The organism is Streptococcus sp. 2020WUSS084 (assembly GCF_044427445.1).
GTDB lineage: Bacteria > Bacillota > Bacilli > Lactobacillales > Streptococcaceae > Streptococcus > Streptococcus suis.
The window spans coordinates 123,091-146,697 of record NZ_JAOTGC010000005.1 but is presented as its reverse complement, the minus strand read 5'-3'; the positions used below and the strand labels follow the sequence as shown (position 1 = coordinate 146,697).

Genomic DNA, 23,607 nt, shown 5'->3' with positions numbered 1-23,607 from the left:
GGCATTAAGAAAAGCGTTAGATTTATCTAAATCCTAGCTTTTTAGTCCGAGTACAATTCAACATTGTTATTAAACAAAAACAATCCTAGAGGGGCAGGGCTGAGCCCGCTCCTCTATTTTATAAATACAAACAAGGAGAATAGACATGGCAGAAATTACAGCAGCTCTCGTTAAAGAATTGCGTGAAAAATCAGGTGCTGGCGTTATGGACGCGAAAAAAGCATTGGTTGAAACTGAAGGTGATATCGAAAAAGCGATTGAATTGCTTCGTGAAAAAGGTATGGCTAAGGCGGCTAAGAAAGCTGACCGTGTAGCAGCTGAAGGTTTGACAGGTGTTTATGTTGATGGTAACGTAGCAGCAGTTGTTGAAGTTAACGCTGAAACAGACTTCGTTGCGAAAAATGCTCAATTCGTTGAATTGGTAAACACTACTGCTAAAGTAATTGCAGAAGGTAAACCAGCTGATAACGAAGCAGCTCTTAAATTGGCTATGCCTTCAGGTGAAACCCTTGAAGAAGCATACGTAAACGCAACTGCAACAATCGGTGAGAAAATCTCATTCCGTCGCTTTGCTTTGGTTGAAAAAACAGATGCTCAAGCATTTGGTGCATACCAACATAACGGCGGCCGTATCGGTGTTATCTCAGTTGTTGAAGGTGGCGATGAAACTCTTGCAAAACAAATCTCAATGCACATCGCTGCGATGAAACCAACTGTTCTTTCTTATACTGAATTGGATGAGCAATTCGTTAAAGATGAGTTGGCACAAATCAACCACAAAATTGAACAAGACAACGAAAGCCGTGCAATGGTTGACAAACCAGCATTGCCATTGTTGAAATACGGTTCAAAAGCTCAATTGACTGACGAAGTGATTGCAGCAGCTGAAGAAGCTATCAAAGCAGAATTGGCAGCAGAAGGCAAACCAGAAAAAATCTGGGACAAAATCATCCCAGGTAAAATGGATCGCTTCTTGCTTGACAACACTCAAGTTGACCAAGCTTACACACTTCTTGCACAAGTGTACATCATGGATGACAGCAAAACAGTTGAAGCTTACTTGAACTCAGTGAACGCTTCAGTTGTAGAATTTGCTCGTTTCGAAGTGGGTGAAGGTATCGAGAAAGCTTCAAACGACTTTGAAGCAGAAGTTGCAGCGACAATGGCAGCAGCTCTTGGTAAATAACCTCCAATTGTTTGAATAAGATTTTAAACTAGTACTTCCTTCCTATAGCTCCAAATAAATAGTGCTAGAGGAAGGAAGTATTGGCGTTATAAAAAAACACGGAGGATATATGAAAAATATTCATAAATTTAGTCTACTCTTTGTGTTCGTTTTGTTTTGTTCTGTATTTGGATGGAAACAAAATAAGGTGATAGCAGAAGAAGTAGGAACTCAGGTTATTATCAGAAAGTATGAGGAAGGTGACTACTCTAAACTTTTAAAAGGAGCAACCTTAAATTTAAAGCAAACAGAAGGCAGTGGCTTCCAAGAAAAAACTTTCATGAGTAACGGTTCCGGAGAACAAGTAAATTTACCGGACGGTACTTATGTACTGACTGAGGTGAGTCCGCCTCAAGGTTATGGAATAGCAGAACCTATAACTTTTAAAGTACAGAGTGGTAAGGTTCAAGTTCAGAAAAATGGTCAATTTGTTGATAATCCTTATAAAGAAGTTGCAGAACCATACTCTGTTACAGGGTTTAATGATTTTAATGAATACGAGACATTATCTGAGCGAAACTATGCAAAATTTTATTACGCTAAAAATGCAGATGGTACCAATCAAGTTGTTTATTGTTTCAATGCTGATTTGCACTCACCACCTGATTCTTATGACGGTGGGGAGAATATAGACCCTGATGTAACGACATCTGCTGAAGTTAAGTTCACGCATATTAAAGGGAATGATTTATTAAAATATGCAGTTTCCCCAAGAACTACTGATTCGGATGTATTTTTGAAGTGGATAAAAAAAGTTATTAATAAAGGATACAAGGGAGGAAGTGATAATCTTCCTACAGGTCTGACAAAGACTCAGTTTCGTGCAGCGACTCAATTAGCAATCTACCATTTTACAGATAATGCAGATGTAGATAAATGGAAGAACGAAAATATTCACGGGTTCGGCGATATGAATGATGCAACTCTAAAAGTAACAAAAGAGTTGATTGAGTATGCCCAAAATGGTGAGGGCGCAGATGGATTGCCAGATTTAGATTTTTTTGTTCCAAGTCATAATGGCTATCAGTCACTCATCGGTACGCAGTATCATCCAGAAGCATTGGTTGATGTGATTCGAATGGAAGACAAAAAAGGAGTTGTTGTACCTACGACGCACAAGTTGCAAATTTCTAAAAAGGTTACAGGGACAGCTTCGGATAAGTCAAAAGACTTCTATTTTGTAGTAGAGTTGAAAGATGCAAACGGTCAACCATTAGCAGGGGAATATAAAGTCAAAATTAAAGGAAGTGAAGGGACTGATGAAAAATCGCTGGAAAATGGTCGAGTCTCCTTCCCGTTGAGAGATAATGATACTGCTGAGATTTTAAACATTCCAACAAATTACACATATACTATAAAAGAATCTGCATATGATGATTATAAAACAACGATCAGTGTTGATTCAGAGTCAGAACAACTTGTTGGAACAAAAGAGATTACAAGGAACGCTGTTTCCACAGATGTTGCTGTGATGTTCGAAAATAATAAAGAAATTGTTGTACCAACAGGAATTTCTGATAATACCAATATATATCAAATGATGTTTAGTCTGGCTATGGTAGCCATTATATCGACCATATTTGTCAGCTTTAAAAGAAAATAAAAACGTATGGGTAAAAGAAGGAATAATCCTATTCAAAAAGATGATAAAAATCAGTCGCGAGAAGGTAGACAAGGATTGAAAAAATTTATTACTAAGTGTGCTGTAATAGCAGGGATAGGATACATTTTTCTAAACTTTGTCGTAGGAATGATTTTTGTAAAAAATATTCACATGTTTCCAAATTTAAAAGTTGGTGATCTGGCGATATATTCAAGAATTTATGACAATATAAAAATTAATGATGTTGTTGTTTATCAAGAAGAAGATTACGAACGTGTGGGACGTGTAGTCGCGCAGTCAGGTGATATTGTTGATATTACAGATAAGGGAGAATTGATGGTGAATGGTCATATTCGCGAAGAAGAGCTTCCCTATCAAACTTCAGCCCATTCAAGTGGTGTTAGCTATCCCTATGAAATTCCTGCGGGAAGCTACTTTGTTCTGTATGATTTTAGAAAAGAACAAACGGATAGTCGGTTTATTGGAGCAATTCCTATAAATAAAATAAAAGGAGTTGTGACTACACTCATCAGAGTGAGAGATATTTAAAAATAGAAGGAGAATATAAAATGAAGAAGTATAGTTTTTTAGTATCAGGTTTGGCATTAATGATGCTTGCTACAGGAACAGTCAAGGCGGAGGAAACTCCAGTAGTGAATGGTTCGTCATTACAGGTGACTAAGTCATTTGAGTTGACAGAGGGTGTTTTGTCACCAGCTACAGATTTTACTTTTTCCATCACTCCACAGAATTTAGCTGATTCAACTGAAACAAAAGATGGTTTAACGGTGTATTCAGGTATTGTTGTTGGTATGGAAACTCAGAAAACTATTTCATACTCTAATACTGATACTATGAAGACTAAAGATAAAACTACAGATTTTGATTTTTCGAAAGTTGTATATCCAAAACCAGGGGTGTATCGCTATTTAGTGACTGAAACTTCTGGAAATACTCCAGGTGTAACTTATTCTAATAAGAAATATGTAGTTGATGTTTATGCATTGAGTGAGGGTGATGCAATTAAACCTAAATATATTATTTCACGTCAAGAAAATAGTAACGCCAAGGAACCAATTAAGTTTGATAATGCCTTGAAAACAACAGCGTTAACTGTGACAAAAAAAGTGACTGGTAATGCTGGTGATAAGAATAAGGAATTTGAATTTAAACTTACTTTAACAGCTAACGAACTTTATAAATCAGGATCAATTGAAGCTAAAATAAACAAGAAAGGCGATCTTGTTGATAGTAAGCAGTTCTCAATTGGGGAAAATACCTTTAAACTAAAAGACGGTGAAAGACTAGATATTGCTAAGTTACCAATTGGAATTACCTACAAAGTAGAAGAAATTGGCTCAGAAGATTATCAGAAGACAGCGACAATTGATAAAGATACGAACGATGGTGTTGACAAACAGGAAGCATATGCATTTGCTGAACAAATTTCAGATGCTACCTCAGATGCAATCGTTGTAACAAATAATAAAAACATTAATACACCGACAGGTGTTGCGATGGCAATTGCTCCATATGCTGTCATGACGCTAGTTGGTATCGGTGGAGTCCTATACTTTGTTAAAAATAAAAAAGCTTAATCAATGCTAATGTTATATGTATGCCTTAATTAAGTGGTTAAACTGGATAATTGATAGATGTTTGTTACTGTTCTGTTTTCTAATTTTGGGACTCGCTTTGTTAGGTTTGTATAGTAATTATTTTCTATATCATAATGCAAGCGCAGCTAATTACCAAAGTTATAAAGAGAATGAAATTGATTTTGAAAAGCTTCTACATTTAAATTCTGAAGTAATAGGATGGTTAGAAGTAAAGGGAACAAATATTGATTATCCTCTTGTTCAAGGAAAAACAAACTTAGACTATATTAATAAGTCAGTAGAGGGAGAATATTCCCTCTCTGGCAGTGTTTTCCTTGATCATCGTAATCAATCTAGCTTTAATGATGTTTATTCCATTATCTATGCCCACCATATGGCAGGAGATGTCATGTTTGGGGAATTGCCAAAGTTTTGTAATGCAGATTATTTTAAAGATCACAAAACTGCGACACTTTTTCTCCCAGATGGTTCTTCTAAGACAATATCATTTTTTGCATGTGTGAAGACAGATGCTTTTGATGAAATGATGTTTAATCCGACTGGAATTGATGAACAGAGGTTTGAGAATTTACTAGCTCATATAAAAACGAAATCAGTTCAATATCGAGATTTAAAGATGACGAAACAAAATAGATTAGTTGCGTTGTCGACTTGTGAAGATACAGAAACAGATGGTAGAATATTGGTTTTAGGGATAATTTAAAGCATTTGATATTAGTATAGAATAATGGAGCTATATATGAAGAAAATATTCACTCTGTTACTTGTTTTTTGTGGGATGGTTTTAGGAACAAGTCATGTGGTCAATGCAGTTTCTGCTGAACAATCCGTTGTTACTGAAATTGTTTTCAAAAACCAGTTAGTGACTCAGAATGGAAAACCCCTCCCTAATGGAAAGTTTACTTTTATTTTGACTCCAGAAGATCCTAGCTTTCCCCTACCTAAAGAAGGGACAAAAGTAACAGTTGACGGAGAAGAAGAGGGACGTTTTTCAAATTTAACCTATACAATACCTGGTAAGTACACATATATACTTTCTCAGGAAGATAATGGTTTAGAAGGTTATATTTTTGACCAGACAAAATATCGAGTTACTGTTCTTGTTTCAGTGGATGAAGTGACAGCCCAATTACGTACATCAATAGTTGCTTCAGAAATGAATCAAGATAAAAAAACTGAACTTCTCTTTAAAACTATTTATACCTCTGAAGAAAATAAAGTTGCTGACAACAAAAAAGTTGCTAACAACATAAGAGTTTTGCCTCAAACAGGAGAAAAAACTACTAAAGAGATTTTCTTATTGGGTGTAATGCTTATTGCTTTATCTATTGGTTTAATAGTATATAAGAGAGCACTTTAAGTTATATTGTGATATAATCAAGTTGTAATAAAGATGGTAAAAGTTTTGGCTTTTTGGTCGATGCATCAAACCAAAATAAAGTCGTTAGAATTGTACTTCTAATGACTTTTTCTTTTTTTTTGTAAAATCGGTCTTAGGGCGGATGTCGGATATATTCGGTTAGGTTATACTGATATCAATCCTAAATATTTTTCATAATCTCCTTAAAAAGCACCGGTCTTGTGGTCGGTGCTTTTGTCTGTTATGTATTAGTTCTCAATAACGACCACAATCTCATCTTCCGTCATGCTGGAGTCGCAGCGGACTTGGACTCCAGTAGGTTTAGCGACGAGGAGGCCTGGGACGGTAGGAACTTGGTAGTGGTCGCGAAGGGTCTGGAGTTCTGGACTGATTTGGCTGGAGTCGAGGAAGTGGATGGTCACTTGCTTGTCTTGAGCGACCTTGTGGAGTTTTGGTGCAAAGCGGTTGCAGTAAGGACAGGTGCTACGTCCGATGAAGAGAACAGCCCCCTCTTTGGCGGCTAGAAGGTTCTGTGCCTGCTCCACAGTCACACTTGTAAAGTCTTGAATGTAATCTTGAAAGTTCATGGTATAAGATATAAAGGGCCTTAAGTGGACACAGATAAAATAGGAAATGGAACGACGACTAGTTCTCGTTTATCTTTTTGGCCTAGTCCGTAGCCCGTATTCAGTTCAACTAAATACGGAAGCCCTAGTCCTTTCTGTTTTTTTCTTTTATTATAGGATAAAGCAGAGCAGATTTCAAAATTCTGCTACGCTAGTTGCTAGGCTTTTGCTTTCAAAATTCGTCATTTTAAGGTATAATGGTCAAAGATAGTCAAAGAAAGAGGCGATACTATGGCGATGAAGAATACATCGGATTATATAGAAGAGCATATCAAAGCCATCTTGGACCAAGTCAGTGTAGCTGAGTTGCGTCGAAGTGAATTGGCCAGTCGGTTTGAAGTGGTGCCAAGTCAGATTAACTACGTCATTAAAACCCGTTTTACAGCCAGCCGTGGCTATATTGTTGAGAGTAAGCGTGGTGGTGGTGGTTATATCCGAATTGGGCGGATTACCTTTTCGGATAAGCACGAACTGGTCCATGATTTGTTAAACAATATGGGTGAGCAGTTGTCTGCGACGGTTTATGCGGATATTTTACAGCTCCTTTTTGATGAAGGATTGATGACAGAGCGAGAAGGCAATCTCTTTTTGTCCACAGGATCTGATGAAATATTAGGAAAAGATGCAAGTACTATTCGAGCACGCATGATGCGTCAAATACTACGACGTTTAGATAGGAAAGAGGAATAATTCATGAAAATTTCAACTGGTTTACAACGGGTTTTTGAAGATGCCCAGTTAGTGGCCCAACGTTATGCCTGTGATTACTTGGAAACCTGGCATGTTCTCTTGTCTTTCGTTATCAACCATGATACAGTCGCCGGCGCTGTTTTGGCAGAATATCCTATTTCAATTTCTGACTATGAACATGCAACTTTTGTTGTGACCGACAAGGTCTATCGTGAAGAGTTGGATAGTTTTCGTATTTTACCATCTTCTAAACGTTTGGATGAAACGGCTAGTTTTGCCAAGAAAATTGCAGAAGTCGTCAAGGCTAAGGAGCTGGGAACGGAGCATTTGTTTATGGCTATGTTGTTGGACAAGCGGTCAACAGCTAGTCAGATTTTGGACAAGGTAGGTTTTTATTTTGAAGACTCAGATGATAAGTTTCGTTTCTTGGACTTGCGTAAAAACTTGGAGGCACGTGCGGGATTTACCAAAGAGGACCTTAAAGCTATCCGCAGTGTGATGAAGGGTGGCAAAGCCAAACCTACTAATATGGGACAGATGATGGGAATGCCCCCAGCACCTCAAAGTGGTGGATTAGAAGACTACACTCGTGATTTGACAGCTTTGGCGCGTGAAGGGAAGATTGAACCTGTCATCGGTCGAGACGCTGAGATTGCACGGATGATCCAAATTCTATCACGTAAAACCAAGAACAACCCAGTTCTAGTTGGTGATGCTGGTGTCGGAAAAACTGCGCTTGCTTTGGGTCTTGCTCAACGTGTTGCTGCAGGTGATGTCCCTGTCAGCTTGGCTAAGATGCGGGTTTTGGAACTTGACTTGATGAACGTTATCGCTGGAACTCGTTTCCGTGGTGATTTTGAAGAGCGGATGAATAATATCATCAACGACATCGAGGAAGATGGTCAGGTCATCCTCTTCATTGATGAGTTGCATACCATTATGGGTTCTGGCTCGGGGATTGATTCGACCTTGGACGCAGCCAATATCCTCAAACCAGCTCTTGCTCGTGGCACCCTCCGTACGGTCGGAGCGACAACTCAGACAGAGTATCAAAAGCATATTGAGAAAGACGCAGCCCTGGTTCGTCGTTTTGCCAAAGTGACCATTGAAGAGCCGACAGTGGAAGATAGCATTGCCATTTTAACTGGTTTAAAAGGTACTTTTGAGAAATACCACAGGGTCCGTATTGGAAATACGGCTGTTGAGACTGCTGTGACCTACGCTAAGCGGTATTTGACCAGTAAAAACCTGCCAGATTCAGCCATTGATCTGCTGGACGAAGCTAGTGCAACGGTACAAAATCGAGTGAAAGGGCAGGCTGAGGAAACAGGACTGACGAGTATTGACAAGGCCTTGATGGATAAAAAATATAAGACTGTCAGCAAGCTTTTGATTAAAACGAAAGAAGATGCCGAGGCTAGTCAAAACTATGACCTTGAAGTAACAGAAGAAGATGTTTTAGAAACACTTAGCCGCTTGTCGGGTATCCCAGTAGCCAAGCTTAGCCAATCAGATACTAAGAAGTATCTGAATCTGGAAGCGGAATTGCACAAGCGTGTGATTGGGCAGGAAGAAGCTATTTCTGCAGTTAGCAGAGCTATTCGCCGTAATCAGTCGGGGATTCGTACAGGTCGCAGACCGATTGGTTCCTTTATGTTCTTGGGGCCAACTGGTGTCGGTAAGACGGAGCTTGCTAAAGCCTTGGCAGAGGTTCTCTTTGATGATGAATCTGCTCTTATCCGTTTTGATATGTCTGAGTATATGGAGAAATTTGCGGCCAGCCGTTTAAACGGTGCCCCTCCGGGTTATGTGGGCTATGAAGAGGGTGGCGAATTGACAGAAAAAGTTCGTAACAAACCTTATTCTGTTCTTCTTTTTGATGAGGTTGAAAAGGCTCATCCAGATATTTTCAATGTTCTCTTGCAGGTCTTGGATGATGGTGTTCTGACAGACAGTAAGGGACGTAAGGTTGATTTCTCAAATACCATTATTATCATGACGTCAAACCTTGGAGCAACAGCCCTTCGTGATGATAAGACAGTTGGTTTTGGCGCCCTTGATTTATCTAAGGACCACAAGGAAGTGGAGAAACGTATTTTTGAGGAATTGAAAAAAGCCTATCGTCCAGAATTTATCAACCGTATTGACGAGAAAGTTGTCTTCCATAGCCTAACGGAAACTCATATGCAGGATGTTGTCAAGGTCATGATTAAACCTTTGTTGGCTGTAACAGCTGAGAAAGGAATTACCCTTAAACTTCAACCATCAGCCTTTAAGTTATTGGCTAAACAAGGTTACGACCCAGAAATGGGGGCTCGTCCTCTTCGTAGACTCTTACAAACCAAATTGGAAGATCCGTTAGCAGAAATGTTGCTCCGTGGTGACTTGGCTACTGGTTCGACCTTGAAGGTTGGGGTCAAGGGCGAAGAACTCAAGTTTGATGTGGTAAAGGGATAAGGAGTACTTGTTGTTGCTATCCTTTCCAGATGCAGAATTGTTCTTCTGTTTTGAAAAAAGGATAAAATAGGGAGTGAGAAAGAACTCGACTAGTCTAAAAAAGAGTTCCCCTCACCTCCAAACAGTAGGTTCGGGCTAAAATAGTCCACTGGACTAATTTACTCCCACCCCCGCACAGCTCACAAGGTTCAGTGAACCTTGTGAGGTTGGAAATGAAGCGAACTCTGTTCGCATCAGTCGTAGTGGTCAGATTTGGAGTGTAAAACACGAATTGATGAGATTTGCTTTGCAAATCTTATCTCCAACCTTTAACAGTCCACTGGACTGTTAAAGCCAATCAACCACTGCGCTGAGACGTTGACACGAACTCTGAGAAGAGGTGCTGGGCTTCTTGCTCGCCTCTTTAGCAAGTAGAAAGGAAATCTATGAATCAAACCATAGCTGTTGTTTTCGGAACCTTTGCTCCCATGCATAAGGGACATTTGGATTTGATCGAGCGAGCAAAGTTGGCCTGTGGTCAGGTTTGTATTGTGGTGTCAGGATATGACAAGGACCGTGGGGATTTGATTGGTTTAGATTTGACCAAACGATTTCAATTTGCTCAAGAGCAGTTTAAGGAAGATGATTTTGTCGAAGTTCGTGCCCTGGATGAAACGGATTTGCCTCCCTATCCAGATGGTTGGGACCTTTGGCTAGACCGCCTGCTTGGTTTATTGGACTTGTCAGAACATCAAGTACCAGTTTTCTATGTGTCTGAGGAAGAATACGCTCAGGAACTGCACAGTCGAGGCTATCAAGCTCATTATAGTCCTAGAAAATTTGGTATTTCAGCGACTCTCATTCGTGAACATCCAGAGCAGTATCGAGACTACATTGCCCCTGCCTTTGTTGGCTTCTTTGCTGAGCATGAATAATGCTATCATACAGAAAAAACGCATAAAATCAGGTTATAACCCTGGCTTTATGCGTTTTTGTATATGTTTAATGATTGGCAAGTATCAAACTTCTCAGATTTTCTTACTTAGTGATCCGTTCTTGATAGGCCTCTCTAGCCTGGTCAAAGAGCTCTTGGACCTGCTCGATAGTCTCTGCTCGGGCAACGGCACCGCGAATCTTGGCAGCACCTGCTGAACCACGGAGGTAGTGAGGGGCAAGGCCACGGAATTCACGTACGGCAATGGATTCGCCTTTGAGATTGGTCAATCGGGTCAGGTGGTCGAAGGCGACATTGAGTTTGTCATCGAAGGAGAGGTCGGGTAGGACTTCTCCTGTTTCAAGATAGTGGTTGATTTGGTTGAAGATGTATGGATTTCCCATAGCAGTTCGTCCGACCATGACGGCATCAGCTCCGACTTCCTCGATTCGCTGGCGGGCATCCTCTACAGTGCGGATGTCGCCGTTTGCGATGAAAGGAATCTTGGTCAGGCTGCCAGCTACCTTGGTGAGGGTTTCCAGGTCAACGGTTCCTGTGTACATCTGCTCGCGAGTCCGTCCGTGCATGGCCAGGGCAGACACACCGGCACTTTCTGCGGCCAGGGCATTTTCGACCGCTAGGTCGGTATTGTTCCAACCCGTCCGCATTTTAACAGACAAGGGAATATCGAGGACTGAGGTCACTTCCTTGATGATGTGGTAAATCTTGTCGGGGTCCTTGAGCCACTTGGCACCAGCTTCGTTTTTAACGACCTTGTTGACAGGGCAGCCCATGTTAATATCTACGATATTGGCCTTTGTGTTGGTTTGGATGAAGTCGGCAGCCCGTTTTAGTCCTTCGGCATCGCCGCCGAAAAGCTGGATGGACATAGGGTATTCGTTGTCGTCGATATGGAGCATATGGAGGGTCTTCTCGTTGTTGTAGAGAAGGCCTTTTTCAGAAATCATTTCCATAATGACCAGACCAGCGCCCATTTCCTTGGCAATGGTGCGGAAGGCCGAGTTGGTCACGCCAGCCATTGGGGCCAGCACACAGCGATTGGGGATTTCCACATCACCAATCATGAAAGGGGTGTTGAGATTAGCCATTGATGAGTTCCTCCAAATCGTTTTCGTCAAAGTGGTAATGGGTCTGGCAGAATTGACAGGTGATGTCCACGCCCTTGTCCTCGTCTTTCATCTCTTGCAGGTCCGCTTTTGGCAGGCTGGTTAGAGCATCGAGGAAGCGGTCCTTAGAGCAGTCGCAAACAAAACCGATTTCCTCTTCTGAAAGGCGTTTGAAGTCGTCGTCGCCATAAATGGCGGATAGCAGAGCTTCTATGTGGTTTTCAGAAGCCAGCAAGCTCGAAATGGCAGGCATTTCTTGGATACGTTTCTCGAAACGGGCAATTTCAGCCTCGGTCGCACCTGGAAGTACTTGCAACAAGAATCCGCCAGCCACCTTGACCTTGTCTTCTTCGTCTAATAATACGTTCAATCCCACTGCTGAAGGTGTCTGTTGGCTGTCTGTTAGGAAGTAGGCAAAGTCTTCACCGATTTCACCAGAGATTAAGGGTGTCATGGAGTTGTAAGGATGACCTGTTCCGTAGTCTGTGATAACCAGGAATTGACCATTGCCCACAAGAGGCCCAACGATGACTTCGCCAGTCGCTGTCCGTTTGTAGTCCAAGTCTGGATTTTGAATGTAGCCCTTGACTTGACCTTTGGTATTGGCAACAGAGATAACGGCACCAACAGCACCGCTGGCCAAGATTTTCAGGGTGATTTTTGTATCACCTTTTTCATTGGCAGCCAAGATTTGATTGGCAATGAGAGTGCGGCCCAGAGCAACGGTGGATGACGCCATAGTATCGTGTTTTTCTTGGGCTGTTTTTACGGTTTCTGTGCTATCTAGCACAAAGGCACGGAAATGCCCGCTTTTTGATAGTGTTTTAATAATTTTATCCATAACTTTAATTATAGCACAAGTGGAGGTGGAGCAGTAGAAAAATGAGCCTGAAAGTCATGCTTTCAAGCTCAAAAAATGATTAGGATTCTTTTTGTTTTTTGACAAGGCAGGCGCTCAAGATTACGAGACCGATTGTGATAAGTACAAAGCTTGTTTCTTCTCCTGTTTTTGGAAGAATTTTCTTTTGACTGTTTTTGGCAGTAGGGATGGCTGTTGGTTGTCCCTTGTCTGTAGCGCCAGAACGGTCATCAGCATTTACAGTTGTTTGAACAGAGGTTGAAGGATTTGTTGGCTTGTTATTGTTGGGCGTACCATTGTCATCACTATTATTGACTGTTCCTGAGTCATCTGTCTGCTTGTCGCTTGGTTCTGGTTGAGTTGGTTCTTGTGCCTTTGTCACATCCAGTTGTACCAATAGCGGATCGTGGTCAGAAGCTCTGCCATGTTCTTCCATAAAGGCTGAATTGACATGGACCATATCAAAGGCATAGCGCTCCAACAAGTTAGTTGATACCAGCATATTGTCAAGAGACTGATTGTTTCCATTATAGAAGTAAGAGAAGCGATCGGATGCATCGTGACGACTAACGAGGTTAGCCATTCCTCCTGTTTCTAAAATTTCTATGGTTTTAGTAAATTCATAGTCATTGAAGTCGCCTAGCATAACGATATTAGCATTTGGATTTTGAGTTAAGCCTGCTTTTGTAAAGTCAGCGATAATTTGTGCCAGTATGTGGCGTTTTTCTTCGGACTTGAAGCTGACAGGTTGGATTTTTCCGTAGAGACCATTGTCACCGCGTTTTGAGTTGAGATGGTTGGCAAGGACAACGACTTTTTCGCCTTTGAAGACGAATTCAGCTGCAAGTGTTTTGCGGACAGCTGCCCAAGCGCTGTTGGTTGGGTCGATTCGGCCCAGGCTGAGATTGAGTTCGCCGTTTTCCCAAGCTACTGCCTGTGTTGCGGTACCGATTGGTTTGTCAGATAGGCTGACACGTTTGGAGTTGTAGAGGAAGCCGACGCGAATATTGCCTCCCTCTTGTCCTCCGTCTTTGTTGTTTTCAGGAGCAATATCCACATAGGTATAGGTTGGTCCGCCGGCTGCTTGAATGGCTGCAATCAGGCGCTCAGCACTCTTACTAGCATCAGTTGTGCCGTCGTTTGTAGCACCGTTGTTGTCTTGCACTTCAATCAATCCGATAATGTCTGGAGAATGTAGGTCTGAAACAAAGGATTTGGCAATGCGTTGGACTTTAGCGTCTGATGTTGACTTACTATTAGCAGAGAAGTTTTCAATATTATAAGAAGCGATAGTCAGCTTGTCATCATTTGGGATAATGGTTGTTGTTTCTGGTTTTGTAGTTCCTTCGTGCAAGGTTGGAAGGGTGCTATCGTCTACATAGACCTTATAATTGGTGTAAGAGTAGGTAACTGGTCCAGCAATACGACCGGTGAAATAGTCTCCTGATTTGACGATCTGTTTTCCATTTTTCAAAAGTAGAGGAATGATATTGGTATTATTCCCTTCAGGGCGAAGGTTGACGCCTCCAACATTGTTTAAAGGAAGTTGACTAGTGGCAGGAGTGACATAGATTTCCTTATTTTTTAGTGGGCCGAGGATTTTTGCATCATCAACGGCAACCACCATGCCTTCAACGGATTCCCAGAAATCGAGCGCATCTTGTTCTGGATCAAATTGAGCCAAACCGTCGTTGTCGATAATATCTGCTGGGATGGTCCGGTCAAGACCAAGGACTATAGGAGATGGTACAGGTGCAGTCCCATCCACAGTTACTTCAGTAGCTCGAATTTGTGTGATGGTTAAGTCTGTTTTGTCACGTTCAGCATACCCTCTGCCCTGGTATTCTTCTACTCGTCCTGCGATAGTGACAAGATCTCCTACTTTGACATTTGTTTTTAATTTGTCAGTAAAGATGTTAATACCGTCAGATGTTTTGACGTCTCCATCTGGTGTGACATCTTGCACGTAGAAGTTATTGGCAGAGGTAACGTAGGTTACTACGACATTTTTAAGCATAACAGATTGATTCACCAGAGGTGATTGGTGACTTGCACCTTGAATGTGACCGACTGTTACAGCTTCGGTCTTTCCTGGTCCTGCTTCCGTCGTTGCCTTTTCAATGACTTCAAAATGAGAGAGGTCAAATGGTTTTAATTGTATTTTTCCGTTATAGGTGGATAAAATAGCGGTTAGATTAATCTTATCTCCCTTGTTGATACGGTTCAAAAGATCCGCCGTTTTGATGCCTGTTCGACTGTCTAAACGCACATCCACAGTTTGTCCTTCAGAGTCAGTTACGGTAAAGGTAGAATTTTGATAGCTATCGCTTTGCATATCTCCGACAGTCAAGTTTTTTAGAGAAACTAGTGTTGCCTGTGCTTGCGTCGTTAACTGAGCAATGTTTGTTTCTGTAATAGGAGTGTTGAAATTCTCAGAGATAGCCTTGTGGTTGCTAACTGTAGTTAGTTGGAGTTCGCCTTTATACTCACCCAATGTTCCTGTTAATTGAATGGTATCACCAGGCTGATAGCCCAAGGCAGCCCCAGGGTAGATATAGATACCAGCACCGTCAGAGTCTTGGAGGTAAAAACCATTTCCTCCCCAACCGTTTACTAGGCTAATAATTTTACCAGAGACTGTGTACTCTGTTCCTTGTGCACCAGAACGAACAGTAGCAATCGGTGTAGAAACAAGGTCACTTGGTTTGGTAGCTGTATTTTCACTTGTTGGTGGCTGAACATTAGTAGAAGATGAATCTACGATTTCAATCGCTGTAGCTGGTTTGATCCCAGCTCGCTTCATGTATGTATCGCTAGTTCCTGTGATGCGAACCAATTTTCCGACTAGTTCGGGATGATCAACGAGGTTGAATTGGCTACGAAGAGGTTCTTTTAGTTGAATAGGGATAGTGTCGGCTGCCGCAGTATCCATGCTTGCACCAAGGGCTAGATTTGTTTTGTTAGTGGCGTCAAAAGCAGTTCCGCTACTATTAAGTGGTGCAATAAGATAGCCTTGTATCGTGACTTCCGACTTGGTTATTGCAAGTGACGGATAATTCTCTATCGCCACTTCAGTAGCGTGCACAGATGGTATGGGCGAAGTAGCAAGACTAAACAAGAGTCCGGCTGTTACCGCTACAGAACCTACGGTATAGAAGAGAGAACGGTTTCTAATCTTCATATAAAACTCCTTTTTGTTATATATGGACGTCATAAAAACGTCTGCAGTTGTTATATACATATAGTTTAACAGAAAATGAGTCGTTTGGAATACTTTTTTTAGATATAATACGGATATTTTTAAAAATTCAAATAAAATGGTAAAAATAAATTGGAAAACGAAACAAAAAACGAACAAAACGGTTGGGTGATGGGAATTAGTTCACAAAAAAAGCACCGAGATATAAATGATTATCTTGGTGCCATATTCATTTTATTTAACATTAGTTGGGAGGTTTTGTGAAGGAACAAAAGGGTAAAGCAGATATATAGTCCTTTTGTTGACTTTTTTTACTTCGGCGCAAGAGGAACTCCGTTTCTGGATTTCCCGCTCCAAACAATCCACTGGTTTGTTTGAACTCGCTTTGCCGTACTTTATAGAGAGGCAAGTCTTATTTCCAACCTAGAATGTTCTAGCAACCTGCAGCTATTGAGGCGAACGTGCTTTGCCCTATCTCCAGCCTTCAAGAGTTCCACGAACCTTTGAAGTAAGCACTAACAAAGTAAGGAAAATGGAAAACTATAGCCCTGGAAACAATTTTTTCAAAATCTTCGGTGTAATGCTCTGCCCAGGTCCTGCGTAGGTGTAGGTGTGCAGGTACATGGCAGGGTTGAAGTTGAGCTCGATACAGGTGCAGTTAGGCTGATCCTTGCTGGCAGGCTGGGTGCGGTCAGGGATAATCAAATCCACACCGCAGGCCCAAGCTCCCATAGCAGTCGCCATATCGGCGGCCAGTTGTTTGTAGGACTCGTCCATCTGGTCGGTCATATCGATGGAGTCGCCACCTGTTGAGATATTGGAATTGCCACGCAGAAAGGCTTGAACGCCCTCTGGCAAAACTGTATCGGGCGTGTAGCCTTGTTGCTCCAACATAAGCAGTTCGATATCGCCCAAGTTAATGATTTCCAGCGGCGAACGGTGGTCACGCCCCCGCAGTGGATCTTGGTTTTTTTGGTCCACTAATTCACGGATGGTTGAGCTACCGTCTCCCACGACATTGGCTGCGACGCGGAGCAGGACAGCCTCGCATTTGCCGTCCAGGACGAAGAAGCGGTACTCGGTTCCCGCCACGAATTCCTCTACTAGCACATGGCTGTCTTCTGAAAAGGCGATGTCAAGGGCCTTTTCATAGTCCGCAAGGCTGGCTGGCTCCTGGAAGATAGAGATGCCTAGGCCGAAGTTGGTGGATTTTGGTTTGATAACAATAGCAGAGCTGGCTACCTGTCCGTAATACCGCAGGGCCTCTGTCTTGTTTGCAAATTCAGCTCCCGCAGGTACTGGAAAACCAGCCTGGTCCAAGATCTTCTTGGTCACGACCTTGTTGGCCATGGCGAGAGGAATGACGTAGTTGTCCTTGGAGGTCATGTTGCCATTTTTGATGTACTCGACATGGTCACCATGCCAGAGTTTGAGAAATTGGTCTTCTTCATCCAAAATCTCCACATTCAAGCCCATCTGGATAGCATCGAAGAGAATCATCTGAGTAGAGAGTTCCATATTTTCATAGCCTTTAAGGGCGTAAGGGGCTGTCCAAGCATAATCATGAAAGGCTTGTCCTTGCTGCTGGCCAAAGTGCTCCAGAGATCCATCTTCAACCTGCTCTGCTATTTTTCCAGAAAGGGTCAGTCTTGGGTCTTGAAGAGCTGCCTCCACATGTGCAATGAGCTGGCTATAGTAGTCATCCAGTCCAAAGTGTGCGACGATGGTTTTCATGGTAGTCAAGATTGGTGTGGGATCAGCATCGCTAGGTAGAGGTGTATGGGGGTGGCTTAGGGCGATGAGGTTGTTCAGTCTATCTGCTTTTGTTAAAGCATTGTCTACGTCAGCTAGTTGGTCCAGCCAAAGGAGGGCTAAGAGAAAGAGATGAACGGTGTCGAGGGTTTCTTGACTAATAGCAAGCGGGTCATAGGGGTTAAGGTCGAAGGTACGGAATTCCAGATAAGAAATCCCCTTGCTGAGATAGTCGCGACTCGTTTTTGCCCCACGTAGTCGAACAGAGGAATAAAATTCTTTTTCGGCGGATAGTTGACCAGACTGGACAGCTTGTTCGATGTCAGCCACGTATTGTTCGAGAGAAGAGAAAGAAATATGAACGTCTTCGGCATTAACATAGCCATGTTTGGAGTTGCGAATGGAACGAACGCAACCGACTTCCTCGGATAAAAATCCTTTTTCGGCTAAACTACTTGCTCCATATAAGTAAGTTAAGAGCCAGCGATAGTTGAGGAAGTTTTGTGCCAACTTGAGGTAGAGGGTATTTTTGAATGCGACAAAATCTGTTTCCTCGCTTAATTCAAAAAGTTGTTGGGTTAAGTCTTTCCCTAATTCAAAATTGTAATGAATGCCTGACATAGACTGGAGGAGCTTACCATACCGTTCTCCTAAGCCGACGCGATACTGGTATTCGTAGTCACTTTCTAGTTGAGCAATTTGGATGTCGTCCTCTGAAATGACAGGTGGCATGGATAGGGGCCAGAGATATTCTTGCTTATCCATAGAACGTGCGGCAACATCTGTAATGGCTCCCAGTAGGCGACGAGCTTCCTTAGTCGACTGAGCGATTGGTGTAATCAACTCTAACTGTGGCTCGCTGTAGTCTGTCTGGATATAGGGGTGGAAGCTACGAGAACCCAGTTTATGAGGATGGGGAGTTTGTGCAACTCTGTGGTTTGAATTGATGCGAAGTGATTCGCGCTCAATTCCAAAAGTAGCCTGAAGAATGGGGCTGTTTGGTGATAATTTTTGTAACATACTAAGTCCTTTATATTTCTGTCAAAGTCTTATTCCAATTTTATCTAGATTGGAGGGCAAATACAAATTTCTGCTACGTTTTTCGTGAAAAATGTACTGAAAATCACGGAAAGTAAACAAAGACTTCGGATTTCTCTGTTAAAAGCATGTTTACACATGTCTATCTCGTGTGTTTAATCGGATTTTTTTGAAATATACTTTTTAAAAAATAAAAACATTCGCCATATATGAAATTATTGGAATTTCTTGAAAAAATGTTCGTTTTTTGATAGAATAGTGTGTAAAACGAAACTTGCAGGTGAGATTCCTGCCAGAAGTAGAAGAAAGGCTGGGCTGGTCAGCCAGTTCAGAGAAAGAGTGAATATGACATCAGTAGTTGTTGTAGGAACCCAGTGGGGCGACGAAGGTAAGGGTAAAATTACAGACTTCTTGTCTGCTAATGCTGAAGTAATCGCACGTTATCAAGGTGGTGATAACGCTGGACACACTATCGTTATCGATGGCACTAAGTATAAATTGCACTTGATTCCGTCAGGAATCTTCTTCCCAGAAAAGATTTCTGTAATCGGTAATGGTGTGGTTGTCAATCCAAAATCTTTGGTGAAGGAAATCAACTATCTCCATGATTCAGGTGTGACAATAGATAATTTGCGGATTTCAGACCGCGCACATGTCATCTTGCCTTATCACATCAAATTGGACCAGTTGCAAGAAGAGTCTAAAGGTGAGAATAAGATTGGTACAACCAACAAGGGTATCGGTCCAGCCTACATGGACAAGGCTGCGCGTGTCGGTATCCGTATTGCAGACCTCTTGGACAAGGAGATTTTTGCGGAGCGTTTGAGAACAAACTTGGCTGAGAAAAACCGTTTGTTTGAGAAAATGTATGAGTCAACTCCGATTGAGTTTGACGAAATCTTTGAAGAATACTACGCTTATGGTCAAGAAATCAAAAAGTATGTAACAGATACCTCTGTTATCTTGAACGATGCCCTCGATCAAGGCAAGCGTGTCTTATTTGAAGGTGCGCAAGGGGTTATGTTGGATATTGACCAAGGTACCTATCCATTCGTTACTTCTTCAAACCCAGTTGCTGGTGGTGTGACGATCGGTAGCGGTGTCGGCCCAAGCAAGATTGATAAGGTTGTTGGTGTATGTAAGGCCTACACTAGCCGTGTTGGTGACGGACCATTCCCGACTGAATTGCACGATGAAATCGGAGACCGTATCCGCGAAATCGGTAAGGAATACGGTACGACAACTGGCCGTCCACGCCGTGTCGGTTGGTTTGACTCAGTGGTGATGCGCCATAGTCGCCGTGTGTCAGGTATTACCAACTTGTCCCTCAACTCGATTGACGTCTTGTCAGGTCTTGAGACCTTGAAAATCTGCGTGGCTTATGACTTGGATGGTGAGCGTATTGACCACTACCCTGCAAGTTTGGAGCAACTCAAACGTTGCAAACCAATCTATGAAGAAATGCCAGGTTGGTCTGAAGACATCACAGGTGTACGTAGCCTGGATGAATTGCCAGAAGCGGCTCGCAACTATGTTCGTCGTATCAGCGAATTGGTAGGCGTTCGTATCTCAACCTTCTCAGTAGGACCTGGTCGTGAACAGACCAACATCCTTGAGAGTGTATGGAGCGCAAAATAATGTGTGAAGACTGAACGAAAGTTCGGTCTTTTTCTGTTTGGTTGAACTTTGCTTTCTTGTCCAGAATTTGATATAATCATGCTTATCAAACAATAAAAGAGGTAAACAAATGGAAGGTTTATTTTTGCCGCTTGTCATGGTTGCCATGATTGGTTTTATGTTCTATTCGCAACGTAAACAACAAAAACAACGTCAAGAAGCACTAAATCAAATCAAAAAAGGTGATGAAATTGTGACCATTGGTGGGCTATTTGGTATTGTCGATGAAATTGATGATAAGAAGGTTGTTCTCGATGTTGATGGTGTTTACTTGACATTTGAACGTGGTGCTATTCGTAATCGTGTAGCAAGTTCAGATACTACATCGGCAGTTGTTGAAGAAGTGGCAGTTGAAACGACAGAAGCAACTCCAGAAGCTGCAATTGAAGAATAAGGACGAAAAACCGAGGGAAACCTTGGTTTTCTCTTGTTTTAGCCCTGCCTGATTTTTGCTATCCTAGGTAAAAATATGGTATAATGAAACGATTATACAATAAGGAAAATACCATGTTTAAATTTAATTTTAAAAAGAAAGAAAGCATTGAAACTGCAATTGAAGTCCCTAAGCATATCGCTGTGATTATGGATGGCAATGGCCGTTGGGCGAAAAAGCGGATGCAGCCACGTATTATGGGGCATAAGGCTGGTATGGATGCACTTCAAAAGGTTACCAAGACGGCTTCTGATTTGGGAGTAAAGGTGTTAACTGTCTATGCCTTTTCTACAGAAAACTGGTCTCGACCGGAAAAAGAAGTGAAGTTTATCATGAATCTACCTGTGGAGTTTTATGATAAGTATGTTCCTGAACTCCATGCCAATAATGTCAAAATTCAGATGATTGGTGACCATTCCAAACTTCCTGTTCCGACTCTCAATGCGCTTTATAAAGCCGAACAAAAGACAAAGAGTAACACTGGTTTGATTCTCAATTTTGCTCTTAACTATGGCGGTCGTGATGAGGTGACTCGCGCAGTCAAGGCTATTGCGCAAGATGTCTTGGATGCCAAGTTCAATCCTGGAGATATTGATGAGAAATTAATAGCGGATTACCTCTATACAGGAACCTTATCACCAACGTTACGCGATCCCGATCTAGTTATCCGTACAAGTGGTGAACTTCGTCTTAGCAACTTCCTACCGTGGCAAACAGCCTACAGCGAGCTGTACTTTACAGATATTGCTTGGCCTGATTTTGATGGAGAAGCACTTAAATTAGCGATTAAAGAATACAACCGTCGCCACAGACGTTTTGGCGGTGTATAAGGAGAAGGTATGACAAACGATTTACAGAAACGAGTGATATTTGGCGGCATTGCTCTAGCTATTTTCATTCCCTTTTTGTTGGCTGGTGGGATGGCATTTCAATTTTTTGTAGGCCTGTTAGCCATCATTGCTACGGCTGAATTGATTAAAATGCATCGCCTAGCACCAAATTCTATCGAGGGTGTCTTAGCTATGTTGGCCAGTTTAGTCTTGGCTCTTCCGCTCCAGAATTATCTGACATTTTTACCGACGGATGGAAATTATACAGCCTACGCCATTGTAGTATTTTTACTGCTTGGTTCGACGGTTTTTAATATCGGTCATTACAACTATTCTGATGTAGTCTTTCCAATTGCATCAAGTTTCTATGTTGGTATCGGCTTTCATAGTTTGATACTGGCTCGTATGGATGGGCTCAATAAAGTCTTCTTTGCCCTCTGTTTAGTCTGGGCAACAGACATTGGTGCCTACTTAATCGGTCGTCAGATTGGTCGGAGAAAATTATTGCCGAAGGTTTCACCGAATAAAACGGTTGAAGGCTTTGTAGGCGGTATTCTTTCTGCGGTGGTAGTTGCTATCATTTTCTTGATTGTCGATAAGTCCTTGTTGGCGGGCTATTCATTTGGCATGATGTTGTTGTTAGTTGTGATTTTCTCGATATTCTCACAATTCGGAGATTTAGTAGAAAGTGCTATTAAACGCCATTTTGGTGTAAAGGATTCTGGAAAAATTATTCCAGGACACGGCGGTATCCTGGATCGTTTTGACGGTATGATTTTTGTCTTTCCAATCATGCACTTCTTTGGATTATTTTAAGGAGGTATTATGAAGGGAATTTTAGCATTTATATTTATATTTGGTGTGATTGTGGTTGTCCATGAATTTGGTCATTTCTACTTTGCCAAGAAAGCTGGTATCCTTGTGAGGGAATTTGCGATTGGGATGGGTCCCAAAATTTTCGCTCATACAGGTAAGGATGGGACACTTTACACCATCCGTATCCTTCCCCTAGGTGGCTATGTTCGAATGGCTGGATGGGGTGAAGATAAGACAGAGATTAAGACAGGTAGTCCTGCCAGCCTCAGCCTGAATGAAGCTGGTGTTGTGACGCGGATTAATTTGTCTGGTAAGCAACTGGATAGTCTCAGTTTGCCAATGAATGTAACCAGTTTTGACTTCGTGGAAAAATTGGAAATCACAGGCTTGGTCTTGGAAGAAAGCAAGACCTATAAGGTTGATCACGATGCCACGATTGTAGAGGAAGATGGAACAGAAGTTCGGATTGCTCCACTTGATGTTCAGTATCAAAATGCGACAGTATGGGGACGGTTGATGACCAACTTTGCGGGTCCTATGAATAATTTTATTCTAGGGATTCTAGTATTTATTATTTTGTTCTTCATGCAAGGCGGGGTTGCCAACCCATCAAGCAATGCAGTAAGTATTACTGAAGGTGGTGCTTTGCAGGCGGCAGGTGTTGTCACAGGGGACAAGATTCTTTCGGTCAATGGGAACACGACAGACAGCTACACAGAAGTTGCAACGATTATTAGCAAAGCAGCGACAGATGCAACAACAGCCCCAAGCTTTGATTTGATCGTTGAGCATGATGGGAAAACCCGTCATGTCTCCGTTACTGCTGAACAAGTAGATGGGGCCTATCGAATTGGTATTTCACCGATTTTGAAAACTGGTTTCGTTGATAAAATTGTCGGTGGTTTCCAAGAAGCGGGAGCGACAGCTCTTAGGGTTGTAACAGCTTTGAAGAATCTAATTGCAAACTTTGATGTTAAGCAGTTGGGGGGACCGGTTGCTATTTATAAAGTAAGTTCTCAAGCGGCTGAGTTTGGTTTGGTCTCTGTGTTGGGGCTGATGGCTGCGCTCTCCATTAACCTTGGAATCTTCAATTTGATTCCAATTCCAGCCTTGGATGGTGGTAAGATTGTTATGAATATTCTGGAAGCCATTCGCAGAAAACCACTCAAACCAGAGACGGAATCTTATATCACTCTAGCAGGTGTAGCCGTTATGGTGGTTCTTATGATAGTAGTCACTTGGAATGATATTATAAGAGTCTTCTTCTAAGATAATTTGAAATTTATGAAAGGAATTGACTGCGTGCTAAACGCAGGATGTTCTGAAAAATACGAAAGGAATTGAATGCGTACTGAACGCAGGATATTCTGAAAACTACGAAAA

General features: G+C 42.0%; 19 protein-coding genes. 14 read left to right on the top strand and 5 right to left on the bottom strand.

The window, feature by feature from the left end; translation table 11 throughout:
• Window positions 1-145 precede the first annotated feature (145 nt).
• The 6 genes from tsf (at window position 146) to ODU50_RS04645 (ending at window position 5,807) form a co-directional block, all read left to right on the top strand.
• Complete coding sequence (tsf, locus tag ODU50_RS04670; protein ID WP_002937816.1) at window positions 146-1,186, top strand: translation elongation factor Ts; 1,041 nt, start codon at window positions 146-148, stop codon at window positions 1,184-1,186.
• A gap of 109 nt (window positions 1,187-1,295) precedes the next feature.
• Window positions 1,296-2,828, top strand: a complete 1,533-nt coding sequence (locus ODU50_RS04665) for a Cys-Gln thioester bond-forming surface protein (RefSeq protein WP_105152939.1) — start codon at window positions 1,296-1,298, stop codon at window positions 2,826-2,828.
• Between the two features lie 6 nt (window positions 2,829-2,834).
• A complete protein-coding gene (lepB, locus tag ODU50_RS04660) occupies window positions 2,835-3,377 on the top strand; it encodes a signal peptidase I (RefSeq protein ID WP_079270109.1) in 543 nt (180 codons plus the stop codon).
• A gap of 20 nt (window positions 3,378-3,397) precedes the next feature.
• Window positions 3,398-4,426, top strand: coding sequence for a QVPTGV class sortase B protein-sorting domain-containing protein (locus ODU50_RS04655; protein ID WP_105152940.1), 1,029 nt, complete (start codon window positions 3,398-3,400; stop codon window positions 4,424-4,426).
• A 16-nt stretch (window positions 4,427-4,442) separates the two neighbouring features.
• Window positions 4,443-5,150 (top strand): class B sortase, encoded by a 708-nt coding sequence (gene srtB, locus ODU50_RS04650; RefSeq protein WP_029752678.1) that lies wholly within the window; start codon window positions 4,443-4,445, stop codon window positions 5,148-5,150.
• Window positions 5,151-5,186: 36 nt separating this feature from the next.
• Window positions 5,187-5,807 carry a Spy0128 family protein gene (locus ODU50_RS04645; RefSeq protein WP_161498813.1) on the top strand — a complete coding sequence of 207 codons (621 nt, stop codon included), beginning with the start codon at window positions 5,187-5,189 and terminating at the stop codon, window positions 5,805-5,807.
• 248 nt (window positions 5,808-6,055) lie between these two features.
• On the opposite strand, the gene traF is transcribed toward ODU50_RS04645, so the two are convergent.
• The gene (gene traF / locus ODU50_RS04640) at window positions 6,056-6,394 is read right to left on the bottom strand and encodes a conjugal transfer protein TraF (RefSeq protein WP_105152942.1); all 339 of its coding nucleotides are present in this window, start codon (window positions 6,392-6,394) and stop codon (window positions 6,056-6,058) included.
• A 270-nt stretch (window positions 6,395-6,664) separates the two neighbouring features.
• Here traF and ODU50_RS04635 point away from each other — a divergent pair, with 270 nt between their 5' ends.
• From ODU50_RS04635 to ODU50_RS04625, 3 genes are all read left to right on the top strand, one after another.
• Complete coding sequence (locus ODU50_RS04635; RefSeq protein WP_002937810.1) at window positions 6,665-7,123, top strand: CtsR family transcriptional regulator; 459 nt, start codon at window positions 6,665-6,667, stop codon at window positions 7,121-7,123.
• Window positions 7,124-7,126: 3 nt separating this feature from the next.
• A complete protein-coding gene (locus tag ODU50_RS04630) occupies window positions 7,127-9,580 on the top strand; it encodes an ATP-dependent Clp protease ATP-binding subunit (RefSeq protein ID WP_105152943.1) in 2,454 nt (817 codons plus the stop codon).
• A 425-nt stretch (window positions 9,581-10,005) separates the two neighbouring features.
• Window positions 10,006-10,494: an adenylyltransferase/cytidyltransferase family protein gene (locus ODU50_RS04625; RefSeq protein WP_105152944.1), complete on the top strand. Its 489-nt coding sequence runs from the start codon at window positions 10,006-10,008 to the stop codon at window positions 10,492-10,494.
• 103 nt (window positions 10,495-10,597) lie between these two features.
• Here the strand turns inward: ODU50_RS04625 and dusB are convergent, their stop codons facing one another.
• From dusB to gshAB, 4 genes are all read right to left on the bottom strand, one after another.
• The gene (gene dusB / locus ODU50_RS04620; protein WP_398581335.1) at window positions 10,598-11,602 is read right to left on the bottom strand and encodes a tRNA dihydrouridine synthase DusB; all 1,005 of its coding nucleotides are present in this window, start codon (window positions 11,600-11,602) and stop codon (window positions 10,598-10,600) included.
• Entirely contained in the window at window positions 11,595-12,461 is an 867-nt protein-coding gene (gene hslO / locus ODU50_RS04615; RefSeq protein WP_398581334.1) for an Hsp33 family molecular chaperone HslO, read from the bottom strand. Before hslO ends, dusB begins: the two co-directional genes overlap by 8 nt.
• A gap of 79 nt (window positions 12,462-12,540) precedes the next feature.
• The gene (locus tag ODU50_RS04610; RefSeq protein WP_398581333.1) at window positions 12,541-15,660 is read right to left on the bottom strand and encodes a DUF6359 domain-containing protein; all 3,120 of its coding nucleotides are present in this window, start codon (window positions 15,658-15,660) and stop codon (window positions 12,541-12,543) included.
• A gap of 558 nt (window positions 15,661-16,218) precedes the next feature.
• A complete protein-coding gene (gene gshAB, locus ODU50_RS04605; protein WP_105152948.1) occupies window positions 16,219-18,450 on the bottom strand; it encodes a bifunctional glutamate--cysteine ligase GshA/glutathione synthetase GshB in 2,232 nt (743 codons plus the stop codon).
• 363 nt (window positions 18,451-18,813) lie between these two features.
• On the opposite strand from gshAB, the gene ODU50_RS04600 reads away from it, so the two are divergent.
• The 5 genes from ODU50_RS04600 (at window position 18,814) to rseP (ending at window position 23,493) form a co-directional block, all read left to right on the top strand.
• Complete coding sequence (locus tag ODU50_RS04600; protein ID WP_105152949.1) at window positions 18,814-20,106, top strand: adenylosuccinate synthase; 1,293 nt, start codon at window positions 18,814-18,816, stop codon at window positions 20,104-20,106.
• 109 nt (window positions 20,107-20,215) lie between these two features.
• Entirely contained in the window at window positions 20,216-20,539 is a 324-nt protein-coding gene (yajC, locus tag ODU50_RS04595) for a preprotein translocase subunit YajC (protein ID WP_002940126.1), read from the top strand.
• A gap of 113 nt (window positions 20,540-20,652) precedes the next feature.
• The gene (locus ODU50_RS04590; protein WP_013730586.1) at window positions 20,653-21,408 is read left to right on the top strand and encodes an isoprenyl transferase; all 756 of its coding nucleotides are present in this window, start codon (window positions 20,653-20,655) and stop codon (window positions 21,406-21,408) included.
• Window positions 21,409-21,417: 9 nt separating this feature from the next.
• Window positions 21,418-22,224, top strand: coding sequence for a phosphatidate cytidylyltransferase (locus tag ODU50_RS04585; protein WP_014638692.1), 807 nt, complete (start codon window positions 21,418-21,420; stop codon window positions 22,222-22,224).
• Window positions 22,225-22,233: 9 nt separating this feature from the next.
• Window positions 22,234-23,493: an RIP metalloprotease RseP gene (rseP, locus tag ODU50_RS04580; protein ID WP_105152950.1), complete on the top strand. Its 1,260-nt coding sequence runs from the start codon at window positions 22,234-22,236 to the stop codon at window positions 23,491-23,493.
• The last annotated feature ends 114 nt before the right edge of the window (window positions 23,494-23,607 follow it).

What these genes read in the sequence shown, in the direction of transcription:
- tsf (WP_002937816.1), top strand. Translation starts at nt 146, where the DNA reads ATGGCAGAAATTACAGCAGCTCTCGTTAAAGAATTGCGTGAAAAATCA.
- ODU50_RS04665 (WP_105152939.1), top strand. Translation starts at nt 1,296, where the DNA reads ATGAAAAATATTCATAAATTTAGTCTACTCTTTGTGTTCGTTTTGTTT.
- lepB (WP_079270109.1), top strand. Translation starts at nt 2,835, where the DNA reads ATGGGTAAAAGAAGGAATAATCCTATTCAAAAAGATGATAAAAATCAG.
- ODU50_RS04655 (WP_105152940.1), top strand. Translation starts at nt 3,398, where the DNA reads ATGAAGAAGTATAGTTTTTTAGTATCAGGTTTGGCATTAATGATGCTT.
- srtB (WP_029752678.1), top strand. Translation starts at nt 4,443, where the DNA reads ATGTATGCCTTAATTAAGTGGTTAAACTGGATAATTGATAGATGTTTG.
- ODU50_RS04645 (WP_161498813.1), top strand. Translation starts at nt 5,187, where the DNA reads ATGAAGAAAATATTCACTCTGTTACTTGTTTTTTGTGGGATGGTTTTA.
- traF (WP_105152942.1), bottom strand. Translation starts at nt 6,394, where the DNA reads ATGAACTTTCAAGATTACATTCAAGACTTTACAAGTGTGACTGTGGAG.
- ODU50_RS04635 (WP_002937810.1), top strand. Translation starts at nt 6,665, where the DNA reads ATGGCGATGAAGAATACATCGGATTATATAGAAGAGCATATCAAAGCC.
- ODU50_RS04630 (WP_105152943.1), top strand. Translation starts at nt 7,127, where the DNA reads ATGAAAATTTCAACTGGTTTACAACGGGTTTTTGAAGATGCCCAGTTA.
- ODU50_RS04625 (WP_105152944.1), top strand. Translation starts at nt 10,006, where the DNA reads ATGAATCAAACCATAGCTGTTGTTTTCGGAACCTTTGCTCCCATGCAT.
- dusB (WP_398581335.1), bottom strand. Translation starts at nt 11,602, where the DNA reads ATGGCTAATCTCAACACCCCTTTCATGATTGGTGATGTGGAAATCCCC.
- hslO (WP_398581334.1), bottom strand. Translation starts at nt 12,461, where the DNA reads ATGGATAAAATTATTAAAACACTATCAAAAAGCGGGCATTTCCGTGCC.
- ODU50_RS04610 (WP_398581333.1), bottom strand. Translation starts at nt 15,660, where the DNA reads ATGAAGATTAGAAACCGTTCTCTCTTCTATACCGTAGGTTCTGTAGCG.
- gshAB (WP_105152948.1), bottom strand. Translation starts at nt 18,450, where the DNA reads ATGTTACAAAAATTATCACCAAACAGCCCCATTCTTCAGGCTACTTTT.
- ODU50_RS04600 (WP_105152949.1), top strand. Translation starts at nt 18,814, where the DNA reads ATGACATCAGTAGTTGTTGTAGGAACCCAGTGGGGCGACGAAGGTAAG.
- yajC (WP_002940126.1), top strand. Translation starts at nt 20,216, where the DNA reads ATGGAAGGTTTATTTTTGCCGCTTGTCATGGTTGCCATGATTGGTTTT.
- ODU50_RS04590 (WP_013730586.1), top strand. Translation starts at nt 20,653, where the DNA reads ATGTTTAAATTTAATTTTAAAAAGAAAGAAAGCATTGAAACTGCAATT.
- ODU50_RS04585 (WP_014638692.1), top strand. Translation starts at nt 21,418, where the DNA reads ATGACAAACGATTTACAGAAACGAGTGATATTTGGCGGCATTGCTCTA.
- rseP (WP_105152950.1), top strand. Translation starts at nt 22,234, where the DNA reads ATGAAGGGAATTTTAGCATTTATATTTATATTTGGTGTGATTGTGGTT.